Source organism: Kribbella sp. NBC_01484 (assembly GCF_036227145.1).
Classification (GTDB): Bacteria; Actinomycetota; Actinomycetes; order Propionibacteriales; family Kribbellaceae; genus Kribbella.
This window is the reverse complement of the sequence record NZ_CP109437.1, coordinates 1,103,190-1,122,704: the sequence shown is the minus strand read 5'-3', so window position 1 is coordinate 1,122,704 and position 19,515 is coordinate 1,103,190. Positions and strand designations below refer to the sequence as shown.

The window sequence follows — 19,515 nt, the reverse complement described above, 5'->3', positions numbered from 1 at the left end:
GTTCTCCCTTCACTCAGGTACGAGTTCGAGAGGTCTACAGCATGACTGACGCAGTACAGGGCGGCATGGAGTGGGTGCCGCGGTTCGGGATGTTGGAGGTTCCGCGAGAGCGTGCGGAGCTGATCCGTGGGTTGTTCGAGTTGGCGGCGTGGGTGGCGGATCACCCGGAGCTGCCGGTGCCGGCAGTGCGGGCCGTGGTCTGGCCGTCGAGCCGGAACACGGATTTTTCGGCGGCTTGCAGCGAGGTCGATCAGGTCGGTGCCGCGCTCGGTGTTCAGCCGGAGTTGCGCGGCGGGCACTACGACGTGAGCACGGAATTCGGTCCCGTCGAGATCACGTCGTTCGCGATTTCGAGCGAGACGATGGCCGCGCACACCGCACACATGTCGTACGCGGAAAACGTACAGCCCGAGCCGATCGCGGCACCCGAGGCGGGTGTGGCGCGATGAGCGACAATGTACGGCTGGATCTGGCCTGGCGGATGCATGATTCGGCCGCCGCGGCGATCGACAAGGCCGATACGAAGGCTGGTTTCGCTGCCACGGTCGAGACCGCGCTGGCCGCGGTGGTCCTGACCCTGGTGTCGCAGTCACACAGCGCCGCGCTGGCGGTCCGGGTCTTGTTCGGTCTCGCGCTGGCCGCGCTCGCGGTGGCGCTGGGTTCGGCGTTGCTGGTGGTCGTGCCGAGGCTGCATCACCCGGGGTTCAAGCTGGTCCCGGGGGAGTTCCTGTACTTCGGTGCGGTGCGTCTGCGGTCGATCCGCGAGCTGCGCCAGCACATCGACCCCGAGGTTTATGGCGAGTTGGTCGCGGAGCCGTGGGAGGCCGTCAGCCACCATGCCAAGCGGCTCGCTGATATCGCCTGGTCCAAGCACCATTGGCTGCGGATCTCGTTGACGGCGGCGTCCGCGGGCGTGCTGTTTTCGGTGGCGGGTGTGCTGGTCGGGGGTGCGCGATGATGCGCCGGCCGACGCGGACCGAGGGCGTGATGGTGCCGCGGTTCACGGCGCTGATGGTGACGCTGACCGGCGCCGGTCTCGCGGCGCTCGTTTGGGGCCGGACCCCCGCCCTGATCGAGGCTGGCTGCTGGGCTGGTGCGACCGGGGTGCTTGGTCTGGTGACCGCGGGCCTGTTGTTTTGGCGTCTGATGCACGGCGCGCTCATCGCGGCCCCGCTGTGGGTGCTCTTGGCTGGCCTGGTCGGCCTTCGTCTGGGCGCACCGGGTGGTGCGGCGGGGTGGACGATCGCGGCCGGGGCGTTGCTGCTCGTGTCGCTCGGCCTAGTGGCCGTGAATCGCAGTGTCGGTGGCGGGATCGCGGCGGCGCTGTGGCTGGCATACGCCGGGTTCGTCCTGCACGCCTTGCCCGAGTCGGTGCCGGCGTCGCAGCGCTGGTGGCAGCTACTGGTCGCCTCGGCTGTCGCGGTACTGGTGACGGCCGGGTTCACGTTGCGGTCGCGGTCCAGCTCCCGTGGGCTGCTGCGCCGCCTCGGCCGGGCCGGCCGGGTTACTGATGGGCTGGCGTCGGGCTGGGACGTGCACCGGGTCTCGTCGGCGCGGACCCTGCGCAAGAAGGCCCGCATCATCCGTCCCTCGCTGGCCGCGGTGCCGGCGTGGAAGCGGCGCTTCGTGCCCCTGGCCCAGCTGGGCGCGACGGTCGCGACGGTCGGCTGGGTCAAGGTCCGCTCGAGCGCGGAGGACCACACCGCGTGGTTCGCCGGGCCGCGCGCGGGCAAGACCGGCGCGCTGATGGGGATCCTGCTCGACGCTCCGGGCGCGGTGATCGCGACCTCGACCAAGACCGACATTCTCGACATCACCCGCACCCTGCGATCCAAGCGTGGCCCGGTGTGGGTGTTCGACCCCGACGGCCTCACCAGTGACGGGTCGACGATCACCTTCGACCCGCTGACCGGGTGCACCGACCCGGGCGTGGTGATGGACCGCGCCTCTGACCTGCTCGATGGGGTCGGCGCCAAGAGCGACGACGCCGAGCACTGGCTCAACCTGGCCCGCCAGGCACTGACGGCGCTGATGCACGCCGCCGCACTCGGCGGCTACACGATGGCCGACGTTCAGCGGTGGATCGCACACCCCGACGACAACGCCAAGGGTGACGTGTTGTGGGAGCTGCGCGCCGCGGGCGCGACGGGGTTCGAGCAGCAGGCCACCCAGTTCTTCACCAACAACGAACGCACCCGCTCCAGCATCTCCACCACGATCATGCCCGCCCTGTCCTGGTTGTCGGTGCCATCGGCCGCCGCGGCGGCAGCCCCGGGCGGGGTTCCGTTCGACGTGGAGCGGCTGCTGGCCGAGACCGGCACGGTGTACCTGCTCGGCGCGGACGACAAGAAGACCGCCCCACTGGTCACCGCGTTGACGGCGCACATCGCCCGCCAGGCCAAGACGCTGGCAGTGCGGACGCCGGGGCGCCGGTTGGATCCGCAGCTGACGATGGTGCTGGACGAGGCCGCGCTGATCTGCCTGATCCCGCTGGACAAGTGGACCGGCGACTTCGGGTCGCGCGGCATCACCCTACACATCTCGGCGCAGTCCCGCGCGCAGTTGCGGGACCGGTTCGGCGAGGCCGCCGCGGGCGCGTTGATGACCAACGTGACGACGAAGGTGCTGCTGGCCGGCACCGCCGACGACGACGATCTGCAGTTCTGGTCCACGCTGTGCGGGGAGCGGCTGGAGCAGGTCACCACCCGCGACCGCACCACCGGTGGCGTGTCGATCAGCGACCGCCGGGTCCCGGTCCTCACCCCGGGCCAGGTCGCGCAACTGCGCACCGGTCAGGCGTTGATCATCACCCGCGGCATGCCGCCCGCGATCGGGCGCGTGAAGATGGCCTGGAACCGCCGCGACCTGCGCCTCGAGCGTTTCCACAACCACCACCGCGTCCAATGGACCAGCCGCCATTTGGCTGTGCTCGAGAACCGGGCAGGTGCGCGGCTGCTCACCGACACCGCTTGGCTGCGCGACCAGGCTTTGGCCGGGTTCGAGCAGATGGCGAACGTTCGGCGTCGCCTGACCGTGCCAATGCTGCGAGGCATCGTCGGTCGCCTCGATGCTGCGGTGACTTGGCTTGAGGCCACCGACCCGGTCCGAGAGTTCCTGGCCCGGCTTCGTCTGGTCGCCGCGATGCGTAAGGCCCGCGCGGCTCTCGCAACCCGCCACACCGACCGCGATGCTCGGGAACTCGTTGCCTCTGACAACCCGGACGGTGACCGCTCATGAGCGCCCACAACAGCGGCGACCACCGCCATGGCGTGGAGTGGGTGCAGCTGTGGGACGGGCGCCGCTGGCCGGGACGAATCCGTGGCGGGTTGCCCGAGTTCCGGTTCGGGCAAGCGCCGCCCGGGCTGTCCACGCGACGCCAGCAGCGCGAGCGTGGCCTGTCCCGCGGCGGGCAAGAGCCGTTCGCCCGGTTGACCTGGAAACGGGACCAGCGGTTCGCGTGGCTGTACGTGGATGAGCGCGCCCGGACCAAGCGGACCCCGAGCGACAAGCAGCTCGCCGCGGTCAACAAGGCCCTGGCCGCGCGGAAGGTGTGCGCCGAGTGCGGCCCGGTCGATCACTTCGTCCGCACCACCGACCGGCTGTGCGGTGAGTGCCACGCCGCCGGCGTCACACCCACCGATGGCGGAACCGCCGGGTGGCGCGCCGTCCAAGCCTGGCAGGACGAAAACGCCGGCGACGGGGCCGAACACAACGCACACACCGACGCGTCGGCCGCGGCCAAGCGAGCCGCCACGGCGCTGACCCGCGCCACCGACCGGATCGACAGCCGCCACACGCGGACGCACCAGACCGGGCGCGATGAGGAGCTGACCCGCTGGCACCGACGACGAAACCGCACGGATAGTCGCCGCGCAGACCGGAACCGACAACCTGCACGACACCTCGTGGAGCGAGAGGGGAGTGGCATGACGACACCGACCACGACACCAGGCACGTCGCCGAACACGGCCGCGGCCGAGCTGCGCGCGTACTACGGCTGCCGCGACCTGGAGGCACGGGGCCTGCGGGCGGTGCCCGCCTCCGACGAGCACGGCCAGCCGACCGGACAGGTCGCGATCGACGCCGATGCGTTCTGCGACTGGCTCGACGACCTCTACCAGGAAGACGGCGACTGATGCGCTACGACGACGACAAGGATCCCGGCACCGCCGCTCTCGCGGCGGTCGCCGGCCTGGCCCGCTCGGTCGAGGCCCTGACCCGAGACGTGGCCGCCATGAAGACCGGGTTGCAGCGGACCGCGTCCAAGACCGCGGTGGCGTCGCTGACCAGGACCGTCACCTCGCTCGGCGACACCGTGGCCTCGTTCGAGGACCTGCTGACCCGGATCGCGGCCAAGCCCGCACGCAACACCAGCCGCGACGCCAACGATGTCGAGCCGGAGCGGTCATGGCTTCGGCTGCCCGAGAACGACGAAACCGCCGTGCAGACGGTGCTGAGCCAGTTGCTGCCCTGGATGGAGAGCACCTACCTGCGGTACGCGACCGCGCGGGAGACGCTGCCGCCGTGCTGGCTGTGGCACCCCGAGATCGTCGAGGAACTGCTGTGGCTGATGGACGCCTGGACCAGCGCCTACGAAGGCGACGAGGCGTCGAACAAGCTCGTCGGTGACTGGCACGACCGCCAGCGCCCCGGCGTGACCCGCCGCATCGGCGAGTACGCCCCGGCCTGCGACGTCCTCGCACACCGAGACACCGCCGCACAGACAGCGGTCACGGTGCCGCTCGCGGCCGGCGCCGACCCGTTCGTCACCTGGTGGGCCACCAGCCGCGACACCTTCGGCCCCGCCCCGACGCCCGAGCAGATCAAGGCCGGTCGCCGCGGCGGCCTCACCGCTGTACCTCACACGACCGCTGGAGGCCAGCGATGACCCCCCAGATCCTCACCCACGCGATCGACCTGCCCAGCTGGGCCGACGCCGGCACACTCACGTGGCCGGTGATCGCCGCCGGCCTGGCCGGTCTGCTGATCCTGGGCGGCCTGTTGACCGCGCTGGCCTGGACGATCCGCCGCGGCATCCGCGCTGTCCTGGCCGCGGTCGCCGCCGGTCGGCTCACCACCCGCCGGGTGCTGATCACGGTGGCAGTCGTGGCCGCGCTGGGCGTCGCAGGCATCGGCGGCGCCCGCTCGTTCGCCGCGGTCTCCGTCAAGTTCGACAGCCCGCTCGTGCCGTTGGTTGCCGACGGCATGATCGTGGCCTGCACCGCGCTGCGTCTTGCGGCGTTGACGCGCGGGTGGCGGATCCCGGGGGCCCTGGTCACGACGTATGTGTTCATCGGCGGCACGGTCTGGCTGAACATCGACACCGCCCACGGGATCGCCGACGCCCTCGCGCACGCGCTCGCCCCGCTCGCCTACGCCGTGCTGGTCGAGATGCTCGCGCATCTCTTGCGCCTGCATCTGCGGCTGGCCCAGCCCGCGAAGCCGCGGTTGTCGGCGCTGACCTGGCTGACCTCGCCAGTGATCACGATCCGCGTGTGGCTGCACCTGTCGCGCACCGGCGCCGATGACCCGGCCGCTGCGCGGGCGCTGGTCCAGCAGGTTGTCCGGATGGCGTCGCGGCTGGCGACGCTGTGCCCGAGCCACAAGGCCTGGCCGTTCGACGCCGCTCGGGCCGCGCGGACCGCGGCCTTGCAGACGATCCGCGATGGACTGCTGTCGGCAACCGACCTGGCCTCGCTGTTGCCGGCCACCGGGGCGTTGACGCCGGGGGAGTTGCTCGCGCTGGTCGACTCCGCAGCACTCGCCCCGCCCAGCCCCGGCGAGCCCGAAAACGTGGCGAATGACAGGAACGCCGTTCAGCGGTCGGCGGCGGCAGACCCGCTGGGTGCACCGGTTTGGGTGGTCGCCTACCTGCTCGGTGCACTCCGCGCCGCATCCACTGGTGCACCAGTGCAGCCCGGCACCCGCACCGCACCACCCGCACCAGTGCACCAACCGGCCCGCACCGGGACCCCGGACAGTGCACCCGCACCAGTGCATCCGCCGCAGCGCACCGCCACCCGTACAGAGACGGCGCCGGCTCACGGCAGTGACGAGCGCACCGACGATGAGCTCCTGGCCCTGGTGCGCCACCACTCCGCGACCGAGCACGGCGGTCGCCCGATCAGCCAGCGCGCGATCCGTCGCGTTACCGGCGCCGGAACTCCACGCGCCCGGCGGCTCGCGGAACTGGCCGGGTGGGCCGAGCCCACCGAAGCCTCACAGGACGACACCTCCGGCATGCCGGAGGTTCGTGGACAGCTCCAACTCGTCACCGAGCACGGCGAAAACGCCGACGACAACACCGCCAGCGGAACCGACGAGGACAGCACAACAAACCGCGAACTCGAAACGAGCAGCAACCGATGAGCACCAGATCAGCAGCCAGTTACCAAGACAGCAACGGATCCGCAGCGACGATGAGCCAACCGACAATCCAGCAGCCGCCAGCAGGCAAGTGCAAGACCAAAGAACTCAGATCACACCTATGCATCACGATCAAATGGAGCCGTCGCTCCGCTTCGCGTCGCAGGCGGTGCGCGGGCTTCGCCCTGCGTGCCGGTGCCGGGCGCGGCCCGGCCGGAGTCTGCGGAGGTGCTCCGTGCTGAGCGTGCACAGCGGTCACCGGGCCGACTACCTGACCGGCGCGGTCGCGACCGGCCGGGAGAACTACTACACCGGCGCGGTCGCGGCCGGCGAGCCGCCCGGGCGCTGGTCCGGAAAGGGCGCCGAAGCGCTCGGCCTGTCCGGCGAGGTCGACAGCCAGGACATGACCGCGCTGTACGAGCGGTTCATCGACCCGCGCGACGACGCGTTCCGGGATCCGGCGCGGTGGGACGAGGCCGAGACCCTCGGCCACACCGGTCGGGCGTACAAGAGCGAGGAGCGGGTGTACGCCGACGCACTGGCCAAGGAGCCCGGTGCGGACGCGGAGCGGCGCGCCGAACTGCGTGCACTGGCGGCCAAGTCGGTGCGCAAGAACGTCGCGTTCCATGACGCGACGTTCTCGGTGCAGAAGTCGGTGACGGTGCTGCACACGGCATTCGAGGCCCAGGAGGTGCAGGCGCTTGGTGCGGCCGAGGCGGCCCGCGGTGCACTGGCCGAGGCGCACCGCACCGGTGACGCGGCAGCAGTGCACCGGTGCACGCAGGCGGTGCACCGAGCCGAGACCGAGGCCGCGTCGTGGGGGCAGTACCGCCAAGCCGTCGAGGACGCGATCTGGGCGGGCAACAACGCCGCGCTGACCTACCTGCAGGACAAGGCCGGGTACACCCGGATCGGCCACTGGGGCGGCGCCGCGGGGCGGTGGGACGACGCCCACGACTGGACGATCGCGTCCTTCTTCCAGCACGACTCCCGCGACCACGACCCGCAGCTGCACATCCACAACGCGATCCTGAACCGGGTTCAGGGATCCGACGGCAAGTGGCGCACCGTCGACGGCGAAGCGCTGCACCGCTACCAGCCCGCCGCCGGCGCGGTCGGTGAGCGGGTGATGGAGCACCACCTGGCGAAGTCACTCGGCGTCCGGTTCGTGATGCGCCCCGACGGCAAGGCCCGTGAGGTGGTCGGCATCGACCAGGCCGTAATGGACCTGTTCTCCTCGCGCCGCAAGGCGATCACGAAGAAGACCGCCGTCCTGGTCCGCGAGTTCGAGGCCCAGTTCGGCCGGACGCCGAACAACCTCGAGCTCGCACGGTTGCAGCAGACCGCCACGCTCGCGACCCGCAAGGCCAAGTCCCACGACGGCGAGACCGTCGCCGAACGGCTCCAGCGGTGGGACCAGCAGCTGCGCGCCGAGGTCCGCGGAGGACTCGGCAAGGTCGCCCAGACCGTCCTCGCGACCACCGGCCAGCCGCCGGAACCGCAGACGTTCAACGAGGCGAAGGTGCTGGACATGGCGCTGGCCGAGGTGCAGCGCAAACAGGCCGAGTGGGAAGCACCCGACCTGACCCGCGAGATCAGCAACGCCCTGCCGGACGATCTGGGCGACCGCACACCGGAGCAGATCGTGGAGCTGCTCGACCAGCTCACCGAGCAAGGTCTGCGCAAGGCGGTCGTGCTGGCCGCCGAGCGGCCCGGCGAGTCAATCCTGCCCGCCGAGCTGCGCCTGGCCAACGGGACCTCGGCGTACCGGGCACCCGGCGGCACCCGCTACGCCACGAGCGACCACCTCAATGCCGAGCGCCAGCTCGCCCGCGCCGGCTACGCCCGCGGTGCCGCGCTCATGCAGCCCCATTTGGCCGAGGCGTTCTGCGGCCAGCTCGCCACGGCTGGTCTCAAGCTCGGCGCCGACCAGGAGGCGGCCGTGCGGGGCATCCTCACCTCCGGCGCGAAGGTGGAGACGCTGATCGGCCCGGCCGGCACCGGCAAGTCCCGCGTCATCGGCGCCTTGGCCAGGGCGTGGGAGGACCCGGCGCTGTGGTTCGGCCAGCAGCACCGCATGATCGGGCTCGCCGCGTCCCAGGTCGCGACCGAGGTCCTGGCCGCTGACGGTGTCACCGCCATGAACATCAGCCGGTGGCTGATGACGCAGCAGCGCATCGCCGACGGCACCGCCAGCCGCGGGGAACTCGCGTGGACGGTCCGCGACGGCGACCTGGTCGTTGTCGACGAGTCCGCGATGGCCGCGACGAGCGATCTGGCCGTCATCAACCGGCTGTGCGATGAGGCCGGGGCCAAGTTGTTGCTGGTCGGTGACCATCGCCAGCTCGCCGCGGTCGGTGCCGCCGGCGGGATGGAATTGGTTGCCGCCGGCGCCCTCACGCACGAGCTGACCGAGACCCGCAGATTCGGCGCTGACTGGGAAGGTCCGGCGTCGCTGCGGCTGCGTGCCGGTGACCAGAGCGTCTTGGCTGAGTACCACAAACAGGGTCGCATCCTTGACGGCGGCACCATCGAGCGCGCCCAGCGCACGGCCGCTGACGCGTGGCTGGCCGACCACGTGAACGGTCTGCATTCGCTGCTGATCGTGGACACCAACGACCAGGCCGCCCAGGTCAGCGCGCAGCTGCGCGCCAAACTCGTGGAATACGGCCGCGTCGACGACACCGCCACCGTGATGCTGGCGGCGCAGGGTACCCACGCCGGTGCCGGTGACCTGATTCAGGCACGTCGTAACGACTGGCGGCTCGCCACCTACAAGGACAATCGGCGGGCCGTGTTCAACCGCGACGAGTTCGAGGTGATCGAGACCCACCCTGACGGTGGCCTGCTCGTCGCGCCACTGGAGCGCGGCACCCGGCGCCGCGTCTCCGGGGAAACGGTGGAGCTGCCCGCGAGCTATGTGCGCGAGCACGTCGCCCTCGGCTACGCCGCGACCGTCCACTCATCTCAGGGACTCACCGTGGACACGGTCCACTCGGTAACCACCCAGAACACCTCGCTATACGCGCTGTACGTGGCCATGACCCGGGGCCGGGTCGCGAACACCACGCACGTCGTCACCCAAGCGATCGCGGCCTCAGCCGAGATCGGCGAGACCAAATCGGCGGCGAAGCGATCACCACTGGCCGTGCTCGGCGCAGCCTTCGACCTCGACCAGCCCCAAATCTCGGCCTTACAAGCTCAGGCCGAGGCCGCCGCCGAAGCAGGCCACCTCCGCACCCCGGCCGAACTACTCACCGACGGCATCGCGGTCGCCACCGCCGGCCGCTGCTCACAATGGCTCGACGAACTGACCAAGCAAGGACTGCTGACCGAGAAACAGCGAACGAAACTCGCCGCCGAGGACGGCGCCGGCACCCTGGCCACCCTGCTGCGACGCGCCGAGCTCGCCGGACACGACCCACGCCAGGTGCTCACCGACGCGGTAACCGCCCGGACGCTGACCGACGCCCGCCGCCTGACCCACGTCTTGCACGACCGCATCACCAAGACCACCCGGCTCGACCCGATCGGAGACACCCACACCGCGTGGCTGCCCCGACTCGAGGACCCGGCCTGGTCGACCTACCTGCACCAGCTCGCCACCGAAGCCGACCACCGCGCCACCACCATGGCCGAGCAACTTGCCGCCAACCCGGCTCCTTGGGCGGTCAAGGCGTTCGGTGTGCCGCCCGCCGCTGGACAGGCCCGCACCGAATGGATCGACCGAGCTGCCGTGGTCGTCACCCACCGCGAACTCGCCGGCGTCACCGACGATGCCGCCGCGCTCGGACCGGCGCCGAAGCCGGGCCAGGCCGAGGCCTACGCATCATGGCGCGCCGCGTGGCGCGCCCTCGGCCGCCCCGAAACCGACCGCGCGGAGGTCGAGATGTCCAACGGCCAGCTCCGCGTCCGGGTCCGCGCCTACGAACGCGAACAGGCCTGGGCGCCACCATCGGTTGCCGAAGAACTCGCCGGAACCCGGCAACAGGCCCAGGATCAGCGGCGCACAGCCACACTGCGTGCCAACGAGGCCGACGCCAGCAGCGACGCGGAAACCGCGGCCCGCTTGCGCCGCGAAGCAGGCGAGGCGAAAGCTCTCGCGCAGGCCCTCGATGCCCGGGCGGCCGAGCTGGCGATCGTCGACCAAGCCCGCGCCGAGTGGTACGCCCACACAGCCGCCACCCGTGAAGCAGCGTTACGCGCGGCCGACGAACTCAAGGACCGCGGCATCGACAACAGCGACGAAGGCACCACCCCCGAGGAATGGCTCGCCGGACACCGCGCCAGCGATCAAGCCGACGACCAGCACCGGCCCGTCACCGACGAACACGAACTGGCCGACATCGCGCAACAGCGCGACACCGACACCATCGAAGCCGTGCCCGGCGCCGAGTTCGTGGAGGCCGAACTGGTCAACGACCAGCTACCCAGTAAGGCCCCGGAACCCGACGTCGCTGCGGACGAGATCCACGACGCGCAGATCGTTGCCGACGACAACGCCAGCCTCGAGGGCGCGTCGACCGCAGGCCCCGTGGCCGATGACGGCCAGGCCGCGAAAGAAGGCCAGGCGCCGGTCGACATTCGCGAGATCGCGGACGGCGAGGAGCGGGTCACCGAGTCCGACACGCCGCGGGTACCGTCTGCGGACGAGACCGCCGAGGCGGTCCGCAGGGCGCAGCGGGCACTGATCGAGATTCAGCACCGCCGCGAGGCCGAAGAACGGTTCGCCGCCGCCGAAGACGAAGCGCGGGAAGAAGAACTCGCCCGTTGGCATGCCGACGACACGAGCGCCGAGCGTCACGAGACGGCAGCGAAGGCAGCCGAGCCCGCGAGCGAGGACAACGGACCGGTGCTGGAACTGGGCAGCTACGACCACGAATAGCCGCGCGTAGCCGCGAGGCTCTCCCGCCCTTGGCGGGCGGGAGAGCACCCCGGCCTCCGGCCGGTCAAATCCCTTCTCTGGCTGGGGTTGGTGGGCGGCTACCAGACCGGCCCCCTCCACCCGAACCGGTTGCGGAAGTTCTCGCCTGATGGACGGCGGCGCTGCGCTTATTTCCTTGTCCATCAACCGAGATCTTCCGTAACCGCTTCGCGCGGAGCCTCTAGCCGGTCCGGTAGGCGGCAGTAGCCGGCAGGGCCCAAAGGACGGGGCTGCCGCAACACAAGCCCACCAGCGGGCAACGGACCAGTCGCAAGGAGACCACCGTGACGAACCAGAACTACCTCCTCACCCCGCCGATCACCGCACCGGCCGCCGCAGGCAGCGACCTGGCGTGGCCCGACCACCGCGACGTCACCCCGGCCCCGCAGCCGATCCGCAACGGCAAGGTCCTAAGCATCTGCTCGTGCGGCCGCAAGTTCATCGGCATCGACCCCGACCACGCCGACTGGCAGCTGATCGACCACATCGACAACGCCCTCAAGACCGCAGCCCCGGACGCCGAGACCGCCAACTAACCCACCGGCACGGGGAGCGTCGTGGTGACGGACCACGCACCCACGGCGCTCCCCGCACCACCCCTTGAGAGGAGCTGAACCGATGACGTTGACCGTAACTGATCTGTTCTGCGGTGCCGGTGGATCGAGCACCGGCGCTGTCCAGGTGCCGGGCGTGACGGTGCGGATGGCGGCGAATCACTGGCAGTTGGCGGTCGAGACGCACAACAGCAACCACCCGGCCACGGACCATGACTGCGCGGACTTGTCCCAGGTCGACCCGGGCCGCTACCCGCGCACGGACGTGTTGTGGGCGTCGCCGGAGTGCACGAACCATTCCCAGGCCAAGGGCCGCAAGCGCAACGTGGATGCGATGCCGGACTTGTTCGGCGACACGCTGCCGGACGAGGCGGCCGAGCGGTCGCGGGCGACGATGTGGGACGTGGTCCGGTTCGCCGAGCACCACAGGTACGCCGCGATCGTCGTGGAGAACGTGGTCGACGCCGCGCTGTGGGTGCTCTGGCCGGCCTGGCGCTCCGGGCTCGACGCGCTCGGCTACTGCACGCACGTGGTCTACCTCAACAGCATGCACGCCCAGGCGAGCGGGCTGCCGGCGCCGCAATCGCGCGACCGGCTCTACGTCGTCGCACACCAGCGCACGACGAACTGTCCGGACCTGAACCGGTGGACCCGGCCGATGGCGTACTGCCCGGGATGTGACGCGATGGTGCGGGCGATGCAGGCGTGGAAGAAGCCCGAGCGGACCTGGGGCCGGTACCGGGCGCAGTATGTGTGGCGCTGCCCGAACGTTGCCTGCCGCAACCAGACCGTCGAGCCCGGGTGGCTCCAGGCCGCGGCCGCGATCGACTGGTCGCTGGTGGGGGAGCGGATCGGGGACCGGACGAGGCCGCTGGCCGACAAGACCATGCAGCGCATCCGCGCCGGTCTGGCCCGCTATGTGCGCCCGGAATTGCTGGTGCCGGTTGAGGGACGCGACGGCAAGACCGCCGCCCCGCTGGGCGAGCCGATGCGGACCATGACGACCCGCAACGAGACCGGGCTGCTGGTTCCGGCCGGTGGGACCTGGAACGAGACCGCGACGCCGCTGAGTGAGGTGATGCGGACCCGGACTACGCGGGAGTCGGAGGCGTTGGTGGTGCCGCTGCGCAACAACAACACGACCAAGCAGGTGTCGGAGCCGTTCGACACGTTCGCGGCAGCAGGCAACCACCATGCACTGCTGATGCCCTACTACGGCAACGCCACCACCCGAACCACGGCTGAGCCGCACGGGACGTTCACGACCCGGGATCGGTACGCGCTGATCATGCGCAACAACGGCTCCCGCTACTCCGGCGCGGAGATGTGCACACCCGCCACCGAGATCCTGCGCACGATCACCACGGCCGGGCACCAGTCCCTGCTGGAGCCGCAGACCATCGCGGTCGAGGACTGCCTGTTCCGGATGCTGGAGCCGCACGAGGTCGCCGCCGGAATGGCCTTCACGCCCGGATACGTGGTGCTGGGCAACAAGCGCGAGAAGGTCCGCCAACTCGGCAACGCCGTCACCCCACCCGCCGCCCGCGACCTGATCGCCGCCGTCGCCGAATCCCTCGGCCACGACCTCACCGACCTGAACGCCGCCTGACCGGGTCGCGGCCGGGCCGGACCTCGACAGGTCCGGCCCCTCGGCCGCCCGGCCACTGACACGTAACCGTCAATCAGCCAAGGAGACCGATGATGCAGGAAGTGCCCCCGAACCCCGACAACCCGCATCTGACCGGACCACAGTCACCGGAGCCCAGCACCGAGCAGCCAGTCGAGTTCCGGACTGACTCTGCCAACGGCGGCAACGCGCCAGCGACACACCGAGCACCATCACGCTCACGATCAGAACGACTGATACACCTGCTCGCGACCTGCCGTTCGGCATGGCCTACGACGTATGCCTCGTGCTGAAAGCCTACGGATTGAACGTGCTGGACGAGTCATTGAAGGGTCACGGGATGGTTGCGGTCCAACTGGCACTCGTGAAAGTGATTCAGGCGATCCCGGACGAACTGGGCGGCCGCCAAGACGAGGTACAGGACGGCATCCGAGGCGAGGTGGACCGGTGACGATCAAGGTCCGCCTGTCCGGAGAACCCGCCGAAATCGAGGAACTGGTCGCGCACCTGTGCGAAGGATTCGAGGTGGCCGGCGGGGATCGCGCCTACCCGAACCGGGGATCCTTCGGCGTGCGCGTCTACCTCGAAGTCCGCCCCCGCGGCGACCAGCCGCCTAAACGGCGCGTGCCCAGTGAGCGCGTGAACCCGAGCCACGAGGAGATCGAACCGTGAACACCACAACGGATCCGAGAGCGAGGATCAAGCGGCCTGGGGCTCGAGGTACCGGATCCGACCGGCTCGCGAGGGCGGCGCACTGGAACGCCGCCCGGGGACTGGCCGTGTTCCCCCTCCGGCCAGGCTCCAAGACCCCAGCGCTCGAGGACTGGCCACACGAAGCAACGACCGACGCCGAGCAGATTACGCGCTGGTGGCGCGAAGCCCCGTACAACATCGGCGTCGCCACCGGTCCGTCCGGGCTGCTGGTGATCGACTTGGACCAGCCCAAAGACGGCGAAGTGGTTCCGGAGCCATGGGTCTCCCGCGGTGCGACATGCGGGCGCGACGTGCTCGACCAGCTCGCCGCCAACGCCGGCCACATGATGCCCCGGACCTGGACCGTCAGCACCCCCAGCGGAGGACAACACCTGTACTACCGGCACCCCGACGGCGCCGAACTCGGCAACACAGCCGGGCGACTTGGCTGGAAGATCGACACTCGAGGAAACGGCGGGTATGTCGTCGGCGCCGGATCGGTCCTCCACGGGCAGCGGTACCGGGCCGACGTGATCCGCCGCCCCGCGACCATCCCTGGCTGGATCGCCACCGCCCTCATTCCGCAGCCAGACCTCACACCGAGGAACGCGCCCGACCGGAGGAACGCAAGCGCCTACACGCTCGCGGCGCTCTCCGGGGAGCTCGACAAGGTCCTCGCAGCCGCACCAGGACAGCGCAACGACACCCTCAACCGCGCCGCGTTCGCACTGGGCCAACTCGTCGGCGCCCACCTTCTAGAGGAAGGAACCATCCGCGACGAACTCGTCTCCGCGGCCGCACGCATCGGTCTACCCTGGCGTGAAGCGGACCGCACCATCACCTCAGGACTCACCGCCGGCGCACGCCACCCCCGTCAACGAACTGTCTGAGATAGAGATCTGGCGTATGGCGTGAAAGGACCTTCAGGAGCACCGATGGCAAGGGAGACCTTCCCTTCCGCAACTGACTGCAGGCGGCAACAGCGAGTCGACCTTTTGACGTCTGCCTCAGTACCAGTGGATGAGATAGAAGGCCACGGCGGGACGTTGCCACTGAGTGACAGGCTCGCATGCGTGATCACCAGGTCATGTGGAGCGTCGCCCGCCCTTCCCGTGAGCAGCTGCGCAGGTTCCAACCCTGCACCCGCCACCAGCTAGGAAAGTGCCTCTGACGTGGGAACCGTAGGGCAGGGGGCTCGCTTTGCTGTTGCGGCTTTTACCGGCAGTTGCTGCGCGGGTTCGAGTTGAGGTGAGTGGTATGGGCCGATACGGTGGTTGTTCCGTTGTGTCGTGCTGAAGGGGACGCCTGTGCGGGAGCTGCGTGGGTTGGCACGTGGGGAGATCTCGGTTTTTCGCATGGGGGCGGATGACTGGGAACTGCTGCGAGACTTGCGGCTCCAGGCGTTGCGGGAGTCTCCGAAGGCGTTTCTGGGTGATCCCGAGGCCGAGGGGAAGTGGCAGGAGGCGGACTGGCGACGGGAGTTGGAGATGTATGCCTGGTTCCTCGCCACGGCCGGCGACAAGACGGTCGGCATCGCGAAGCTGAACCACACGGCGCCACCCGAGGACGGCATGCACCTCGAGGCGATGTGGGTCGATCCGCACGCGCGCCGCGGTGGCGTCGGGGCACGTTTGGTCGCGGCGGTGGAGACGACCGCGGCGGCGATGGGAGCGCAGCGGTTGCGGCTGTGGGTGTTCGCCGGAGACAACCCGAGGGTGCCAGATTTCTATCTCGGCCTGGGGTACGCCGCGTCCGGACGGACGCAGCGGATCGACGTCGTCGATCGGCCGACGGTCGAGACGGAGTTCCAGAAGACGCTCGCGATGACTTAGGTCCTTTGGGGAGGCTCGTGTTCGGAGTACTGGGGGGACTTGCGCAAAATCTGCTGGCGGCGGCCGTGGGAGCCGCGCTGGCCTGGGGCTGGCGAATTGCGCAGAAGAGAGCCGGCTCGAAGGACGTCCGCGCTATGTGGGGTCCATTCATGGGCGAGGACGCGTGCATCGTCCAAGGCAGCTTGAGCGCGCAGATGCTGTCGGAGGACCTTCCGGATCGGGTGCCGGACGATCTCAAGGAGCAGGCGACCAAGCTGCTTCCCTGTGTGGTGAAGAACCTGGCCGAGCAAGAGCCGACCGGCCTGATGGGGCGCGGCGACCACGAGGCGATCGTTCGAGTACAGGCTGGCCTGGCCAAGGCCGGCCGCAGGCACATGGTGACCGTGCGGGCGGATGACAAGCTCGGCGATCGCCGGGATGACAATCTGATCGTGGTCGGTGGGCTCGACGTCAACGAAGTGACGAAGGACTTGCTCAAGCGGCTGAACTGCACTGTCACGATCGCCCGGGACGAGTCCGACCGGAACTTCGTCGAGGACCTGATCCACAAGCAGCGCTGGGTCATGACCGAAGACCAGAACGACATCTGGGACTACGGCATCATCGTCAGAGCACCCAGCCCGTACAAGAAGGGCAAGCACGTCATCGTGCTGGCCGGTGTCTATGGCTATGGCTGCATGGCCGCTGCCTATGTCGCTGTCAACGCGATCAAGCGCGTGGCCGACCTGAGCCGAGAGTTCCCGCGTGGGTTCGAGTGCATCGTGTCGTACCACCGCACCGGAACCGCCGCCAGTTCGAGCGAGACCAGCGACATCGTCCTGTTCCGCGAACTGCGCTGACCCCAGGAGGCAGCAGTGGCCCCTTCACCGGAAGCCGTAAGGCTCGCCCGGAGACTTCGAGATCTGCGAGAATCGGAGAGACTCACCCAATCAGAGTTGGCTCGTGCGCTCAGTGGCGAATCGAGGGTCGCCGTCGCGACTATCAGCTCGTGGGAATCGCAGACCAATCCCAAGCTGCCGCCCGAGGAGCGCCTGCGTTCCTACGCCCTCTTCTTCTCCCGTCCGCCGTCAGACGGTGACGGCCTCCCACCACGAGAACACGACCTGACGCCCGCGGAGCGCGAAGTATTTCGGACACTCCACCGTGAGTTGGCCGGTCTCCGGGATGCCGTTCGTCAGGAGGTCAAGCTTCCGCTCAGCACGCCGTACGCCTTCGACTTCGAGAGCGGGCGGATCTCCATCGTCTGCCCCGAGGTACCAGACTACGGTCGCTCGCCGCTGGCCGACGTGGACAACCCGAACTACATGAGGTTGTACCGGTACGCCGATCTCGACGCGCTGATCGAGATGTGGGGTCATGTGCGTGCGTCGAACCCGGAGCTCCGGGTCCGGCACCGGCTGCCTTCGGAGATCAGCGCCGACCATCTCTCCGGCCACTTGATCCTGATCGGGGGCGTCGCCTGGAACCAGGTCACTAGTCGGCTGCTGCCAATGCTCGACGATCTGCCCGTGCGGCAATTGTCGGTGCCTGCTGTGGCGGACGGCGAGATCTTCCGGACCCGGGACAGCCGGGACTTCCTGCCGCTATGGGAAGAACGGCGCGGCGCCGCGGACGACGAGCCGAGCAAAGCCTCACTCGATGCGTCTCAAGCGCACGACGCCTGGAGTAACGGCGCCCGCCGTGACTTGATCGAGGACGTCGCGTTCTTCGCCCGGCTTCGCAATCCATACAACCACAGCCGGACGATCACCATCTGCAACGGTGTCTACAGCCGCGGTGTGCTGGGGGCTGTCCGGATTCTCACCGACGACGCGATCCGCGAACGCAACGAGGCCTACCTTGCCAATCGCTTCCCGGGTGGACAGTTCGCGTTGCTCATGCGCGTGCCGGTGGTGAACGGCGAAGCAGTAACTCCCGACCTGGAGATCGCCGGGAACAGGCTCTTCGAATGGTCCCCGGATGAACAGGACATCGCGTGATTCCTCTCAGGCAACAGTTGTCGCACGCGTCGCTGCTCCAGGATGTGTTGGCGCCTAGCCCGATTCGCGGCAGGATCGACGCCATTGTGACGCCGGCGCGCGGAGGGCGTCCGACGTGCGCAGTACGTGATCAATCTGTCGGCGATGCTGTCGTGCCGTTGGTCGTCTTGTGCAGCAGTCAGGCGCAGCCGCATCAGGTCGAGTGCCGAGTCGGCCGGGCGGAACCGTCCGGTATCTAGTGTGGCCCCTTCTCGATGTGCGTTTGGTCAGCTCGCGTGCGCTTGCTCCACCTGGATCGGTGGCACACCCGAACGTCGCCACGTCCAGGCGAACGTCGCGGCCACTCCTTCGACGTAACCCGGGCGACCTGGCCACTCCCACCGCCCGACCATCCGCTCAGCGCACATCGTCTCTTCCTCGATGAGCTCCTCGATCACCCACGCACTTTTCAGGGTCAGCGGCGTCTTGGCCATCTCACCGTTGCGACCGCCGATCGGGCCGTCGTACGGAATCCACGCGTTAGCGATCCACCGGCACGCCGCAAGCACCCCAACCAGGTACCAATCGACCTGGTCTTCGGCACGCAAAGCATCGCAGCGCTGCTCGGCCTGCCACCACAGATGAGCGAACTCCGTCACCTTCACACCGCGCAGGTGTTCCCGTTGGATGCGGTCGAAATCCCGGCCCATCAGCTTCATGCCACCCCACGATCCCACCGAGCACCGACACTTTCTAGCGGCAGGAACTGGTCTCGAACTCGGTCCGCGCTTCGCTCGCCGGCCGGAGTTCGCCGAACCGGCGGCGCGCCGAGGCCAGGTGCCGGCGCCGAGACGGCACGGCGTTTCGCGGTCCGCACAGCGCCATGGATCCGTGTGAGGCTTGGTGCATGGCGGCCGATCAGCACGAAGAACCCGGCGAGCTGCCCGTCGATCCGCTGCTCGGGCAGCCCCGGATGGTCGCCGATCCCCGGATCTCTATCGCGCAAGGAGCCGTTGTCCTGGGCAAGAAACCCGCGCAGGTCCACCGGTTCATCGCGCTGGGCCGGCTGCCCCGGCATGGGCCGCCGAACAACGGCCGCCCGCTGCTGCTGTCGGAGGTCGAGGCGCTGCGCGACAAGGGCGAACCGATCCCGCTGAAAGACGCGGCGACCATGCTTGGGCGATCGCTCAAGGCGATCCGCGAACTCGTGGACACTGGCCACCTGCCGCTCGTCCCCGGCACGAAGTCGATGGTCTACCCCGCCGACCTCGCGGCCATCGCGGCCGCGAAAATCCAGCCGCCGATCCGGCGCCCCGCCGGCCCGCCCGGGTACCTCAACACCAAACAGACCGCAGAACGCCTGGGGCTCACCGCAATCTACGTGACTCAGATGGCCGCGGCGGAGAAACTGCCGGCCGTCTTCCAGGACCGGCAGTGGTGGTTCGACCCCGCCCGGATCGAAATGATCCGCCGCGCGCGCCGCGCGCGACGGGCGCGCCGCGACCGCGTGATCGCCCGGCCGCTCCGCCGCCGCGGCGATACCGCGCAGTGAAGGATCAGG

17 protein-coding genes are annotated in these 19,515 nt (G+C 69.3%); 16 read left to right on the top strand and 1 reads right to left on the bottom strand.

Annotated features, from left to right (window positions below):
* Positions 1-41: 41 nt before the first annotated feature.
* The 15 genes from OG555_RS05480 (at position 42) to OG555_RS05410 (ending at position 17,975) form a co-directional block, all read left to right on the top strand.
* On the top strand, positions 42-449 hold the full coding sequence (locus OG555_RS05480; protein ID WP_329481586.1) for a hypothetical protein: 408 nt from the start codon (positions 42-44) through the stop codon (positions 447-449).
* The gene (locus tag OG555_RS05475) at positions 446-958 is read left to right on the top strand and encodes a Pycsar system effector family protein (protein ID WP_329481585.1); all 513 of its coding nucleotides are present in this window, start codon (positions 446-448) and stop codon (positions 956-958) included. The genes OG555_RS05480 and OG555_RS05475 overlap by 4 nt, the downstream gene beginning before the upstream one ends.
* Positions 955-3,237 (top strand): type IV secretory system conjugative DNA transfer family protein, encoded by a 2,283-nt coding sequence (locus tag OG555_RS05470; RefSeq protein WP_329481584.1) that lies wholly within the window; start codon positions 955-957, stop codon positions 3,235-3,237. The genes OG555_RS05475 and OG555_RS05470 overlap by 4 nt, the downstream gene beginning before the upstream one ends.
* The gene (locus OG555_RS05465; protein ID WP_329481583.1) at positions 3,234-4,136 is read left to right on the top strand and encodes an RRQRL motif-containing zinc-binding protein; all 903 of its coding nucleotides are present in this window, start codon (positions 3,234-3,236) and stop codon (positions 4,134-4,136) included. Before OG555_RS05470 ends, OG555_RS05465 begins: the two co-directional genes overlap by 4 nt.
* Positions 4,136-4,888: a hypothetical protein gene (locus OG555_RS05460; RefSeq protein ID WP_329481582.1), complete on the top strand. Its 753-nt coding sequence runs from the start codon at positions 4,136-4,138 to the stop codon at positions 4,886-4,888. Before OG555_RS05465 ends, OG555_RS05460 begins: the two co-directional genes overlap by 1 nt.
* Positions 4,885-6,369, top strand: a complete 1,485-nt coding sequence (locus OG555_RS05455) for a DUF2637 domain-containing protein (protein ID WP_329481581.1) — start codon at positions 4,885-4,887, stop codon at positions 6,367-6,369. Before OG555_RS05460 ends, OG555_RS05455 begins: the two co-directional genes overlap by 4 nt.
* Positions 6,370-6,601: 232 nt before the next feature.
* On the top strand, positions 6,602-11,251 hold the full coding sequence (mobF, locus tag OG555_RS05450) for a MobF family relaxase (protein ID WP_329481580.1): 4,650 nt from the start codon (positions 6,602-6,604) through the stop codon (positions 11,249-11,251).
* A gap of 323 nt (positions 11,252-11,574) precedes the next feature.
* Positions 11,575-11,826, top strand: coding sequence for a hypothetical protein (locus OG555_RS05445; RefSeq protein WP_329481579.1), 252 nt, complete (start codon positions 11,575-11,577; stop codon positions 11,824-11,826).
* Between the two features lie 82 nt (positions 11,827-11,908).
* Complete coding sequence (locus tag OG555_RS05440; protein ID WP_329481578.1) at positions 11,909-13,453, top strand: DNA cytosine methyltransferase; 1,545 nt, start codon at positions 11,909-11,911, stop codon at positions 13,451-13,453.
* A gap of 283 nt (positions 13,454-13,736) precedes the next feature.
* Complete coding sequence (locus OG555_RS05435) at positions 13,737-13,922, top strand: hypothetical protein (RefSeq protein ID WP_329481577.1); 186 nt, start codon at positions 13,737-13,739, stop codon at positions 13,920-13,922.
* On the top strand, positions 13,919-14,143 hold the full coding sequence (locus OG555_RS05430) for a hypothetical protein (protein WP_329481576.1): 225 nt from the start codon (positions 13,919-13,921) through the stop codon (positions 14,141-14,143). Before OG555_RS05435 ends, OG555_RS05430 begins: the two co-directional genes overlap by 4 nt.
* Entirely contained in the window at positions 14,140-15,054 is a 915-nt protein-coding gene (locus OG555_RS05425; protein WP_329481575.1) for a bifunctional DNA primase/polymerase, read from the top strand. Before OG555_RS05430 ends, OG555_RS05425 begins: the two co-directional genes overlap by 4 nt.
* 465 nt (positions 15,055-15,519) lie before the next feature.
* Positions 15,520-15,996, top strand: a complete 477-nt coding sequence (locus OG555_RS05420; protein WP_329481574.1) for a GNAT family N-acetyltransferase — start codon at positions 15,520-15,522, stop codon at positions 15,994-15,996.
* A gap of 149 nt (positions 15,997-16,145) precedes the next feature.
* A complete protein-coding gene (locus tag OG555_RS05415; RefSeq protein WP_329481573.1) occupies positions 16,146-16,835 on the top strand; it encodes a hypothetical protein in 690 nt (229 codons plus the stop codon).
* 309 nt (positions 16,836-17,144) lie between these two features.
* Positions 17,145-17,975 (top strand): hypothetical protein, encoded by an 831-nt coding sequence (locus OG555_RS05410; protein WP_329481572.1) that lies wholly within the window; start codon positions 17,145-17,147, stop codon positions 17,973-17,975.
* A 266-nt stretch (positions 17,976-18,241) separates the two neighbouring features.
* Here OG555_RS05410 and OG555_RS05405 read toward each other — a convergent pair whose 3' ends face one another.
* On the bottom strand, positions 18,242-18,673 hold the full coding sequence (locus OG555_RS05405) for a hypothetical protein (RefSeq protein ID WP_329481571.1): 432 nt from the start codon (positions 18,671-18,673) through the stop codon (positions 18,242-18,244).
* A gap of 188 nt (positions 18,674-18,861) precedes the next feature.
* On the opposite strand from OG555_RS05405, the gene OG555_RS05400 reads away from it, so the two are divergent.
* Entirely contained in the window at positions 18,862-19,506 is a 645-nt protein-coding gene (locus OG555_RS05400; protein WP_329481570.1) for a hypothetical protein, read from the top strand.
* The last annotated feature ends 9 nt before the right edge of the window (positions 19,507-19,515 follow it).

Excerpts from the sequence above, each read along its gene's own strand:
- OG555_RS05475 (WP_329481585.1), top strand. The coding sequence starts at position 446 with ATGAGCGACAATGTACGGCTGGATCTGGCCTGGCGGATGCATGATTCG.
- OG555_RS05455 (WP_329481581.1), top strand. The coding sequence starts at position 4,885 with ATGACCCCCCAGATCCTCACCCACGCGATCGACCTGCCCAGCTGGGCC.
- OG555_RS05420 (WP_329481574.1), top strand. The coding sequence starts at position 15,520 with ATGGGGGCGGATGACTGGGAACTGCTGCGAGACTTGCGGCTCCAGGCG.
- OG555_RS05405 (WP_329481571.1), bottom strand. The coding sequence starts at position 18,673 with ATGAAGCTGATGGGCCGGGATTTCGACCGCATCCAACGGGAACACCTG.
- OG555_RS05440 (WP_329481578.1), top strand. The coding sequence starts at position 11,909 with ATGACGTTGACCGTAACTGATCTGTTCTGCGGTGCCGGTGGATCGAGC.
- OG555_RS05400 (WP_329481570.1), top strand. The coding sequence starts at position 18,862 with ATGGCGGCCGATCAGCACGAAGAACCCGGCGAGCTGCCCGTCGATCCG.
- OG555_RS05435 (WP_329481577.1), top strand. The coding sequence starts at position 13,737 with ATGGCCTACGACGTATGCCTCGTGCTGAAAGCCTACGGATTGAACGTG.
- OG555_RS05415 (WP_329481573.1), top strand. The coding sequence starts at position 16,146 with ATGGGCGAGGACGCGTGCATCGTCCAAGGCAGCTTGAGCGCGCAGATG.
- OG555_RS05470 (WP_329481584.1), top strand. The coding sequence starts at position 955 with ATGATGCGCCGGCCGACGCGGACCGAGGGCGTGATGGTGCCGCGGTTC.
- OG555_RS05465 (WP_329481583.1), top strand. The coding sequence starts at position 3,234 with ATGAGCGCCCACAACAGCGGCGACCACCGCCATGGCGTGGAGTGGGTG.
- OG555_RS05480 (WP_329481586.1), top strand. The coding sequence starts at position 42 with ATGACTGACGCAGTACAGGGCGGCATGGAGTGGGTGCCGCGGTTCGGG.
- OG555_RS05460 (WP_329481582.1), top strand. The coding sequence starts at position 4,136 with ATGCGCTACGACGACGACAAGGATCCCGGCACCGCCGCTCTCGCGGCG.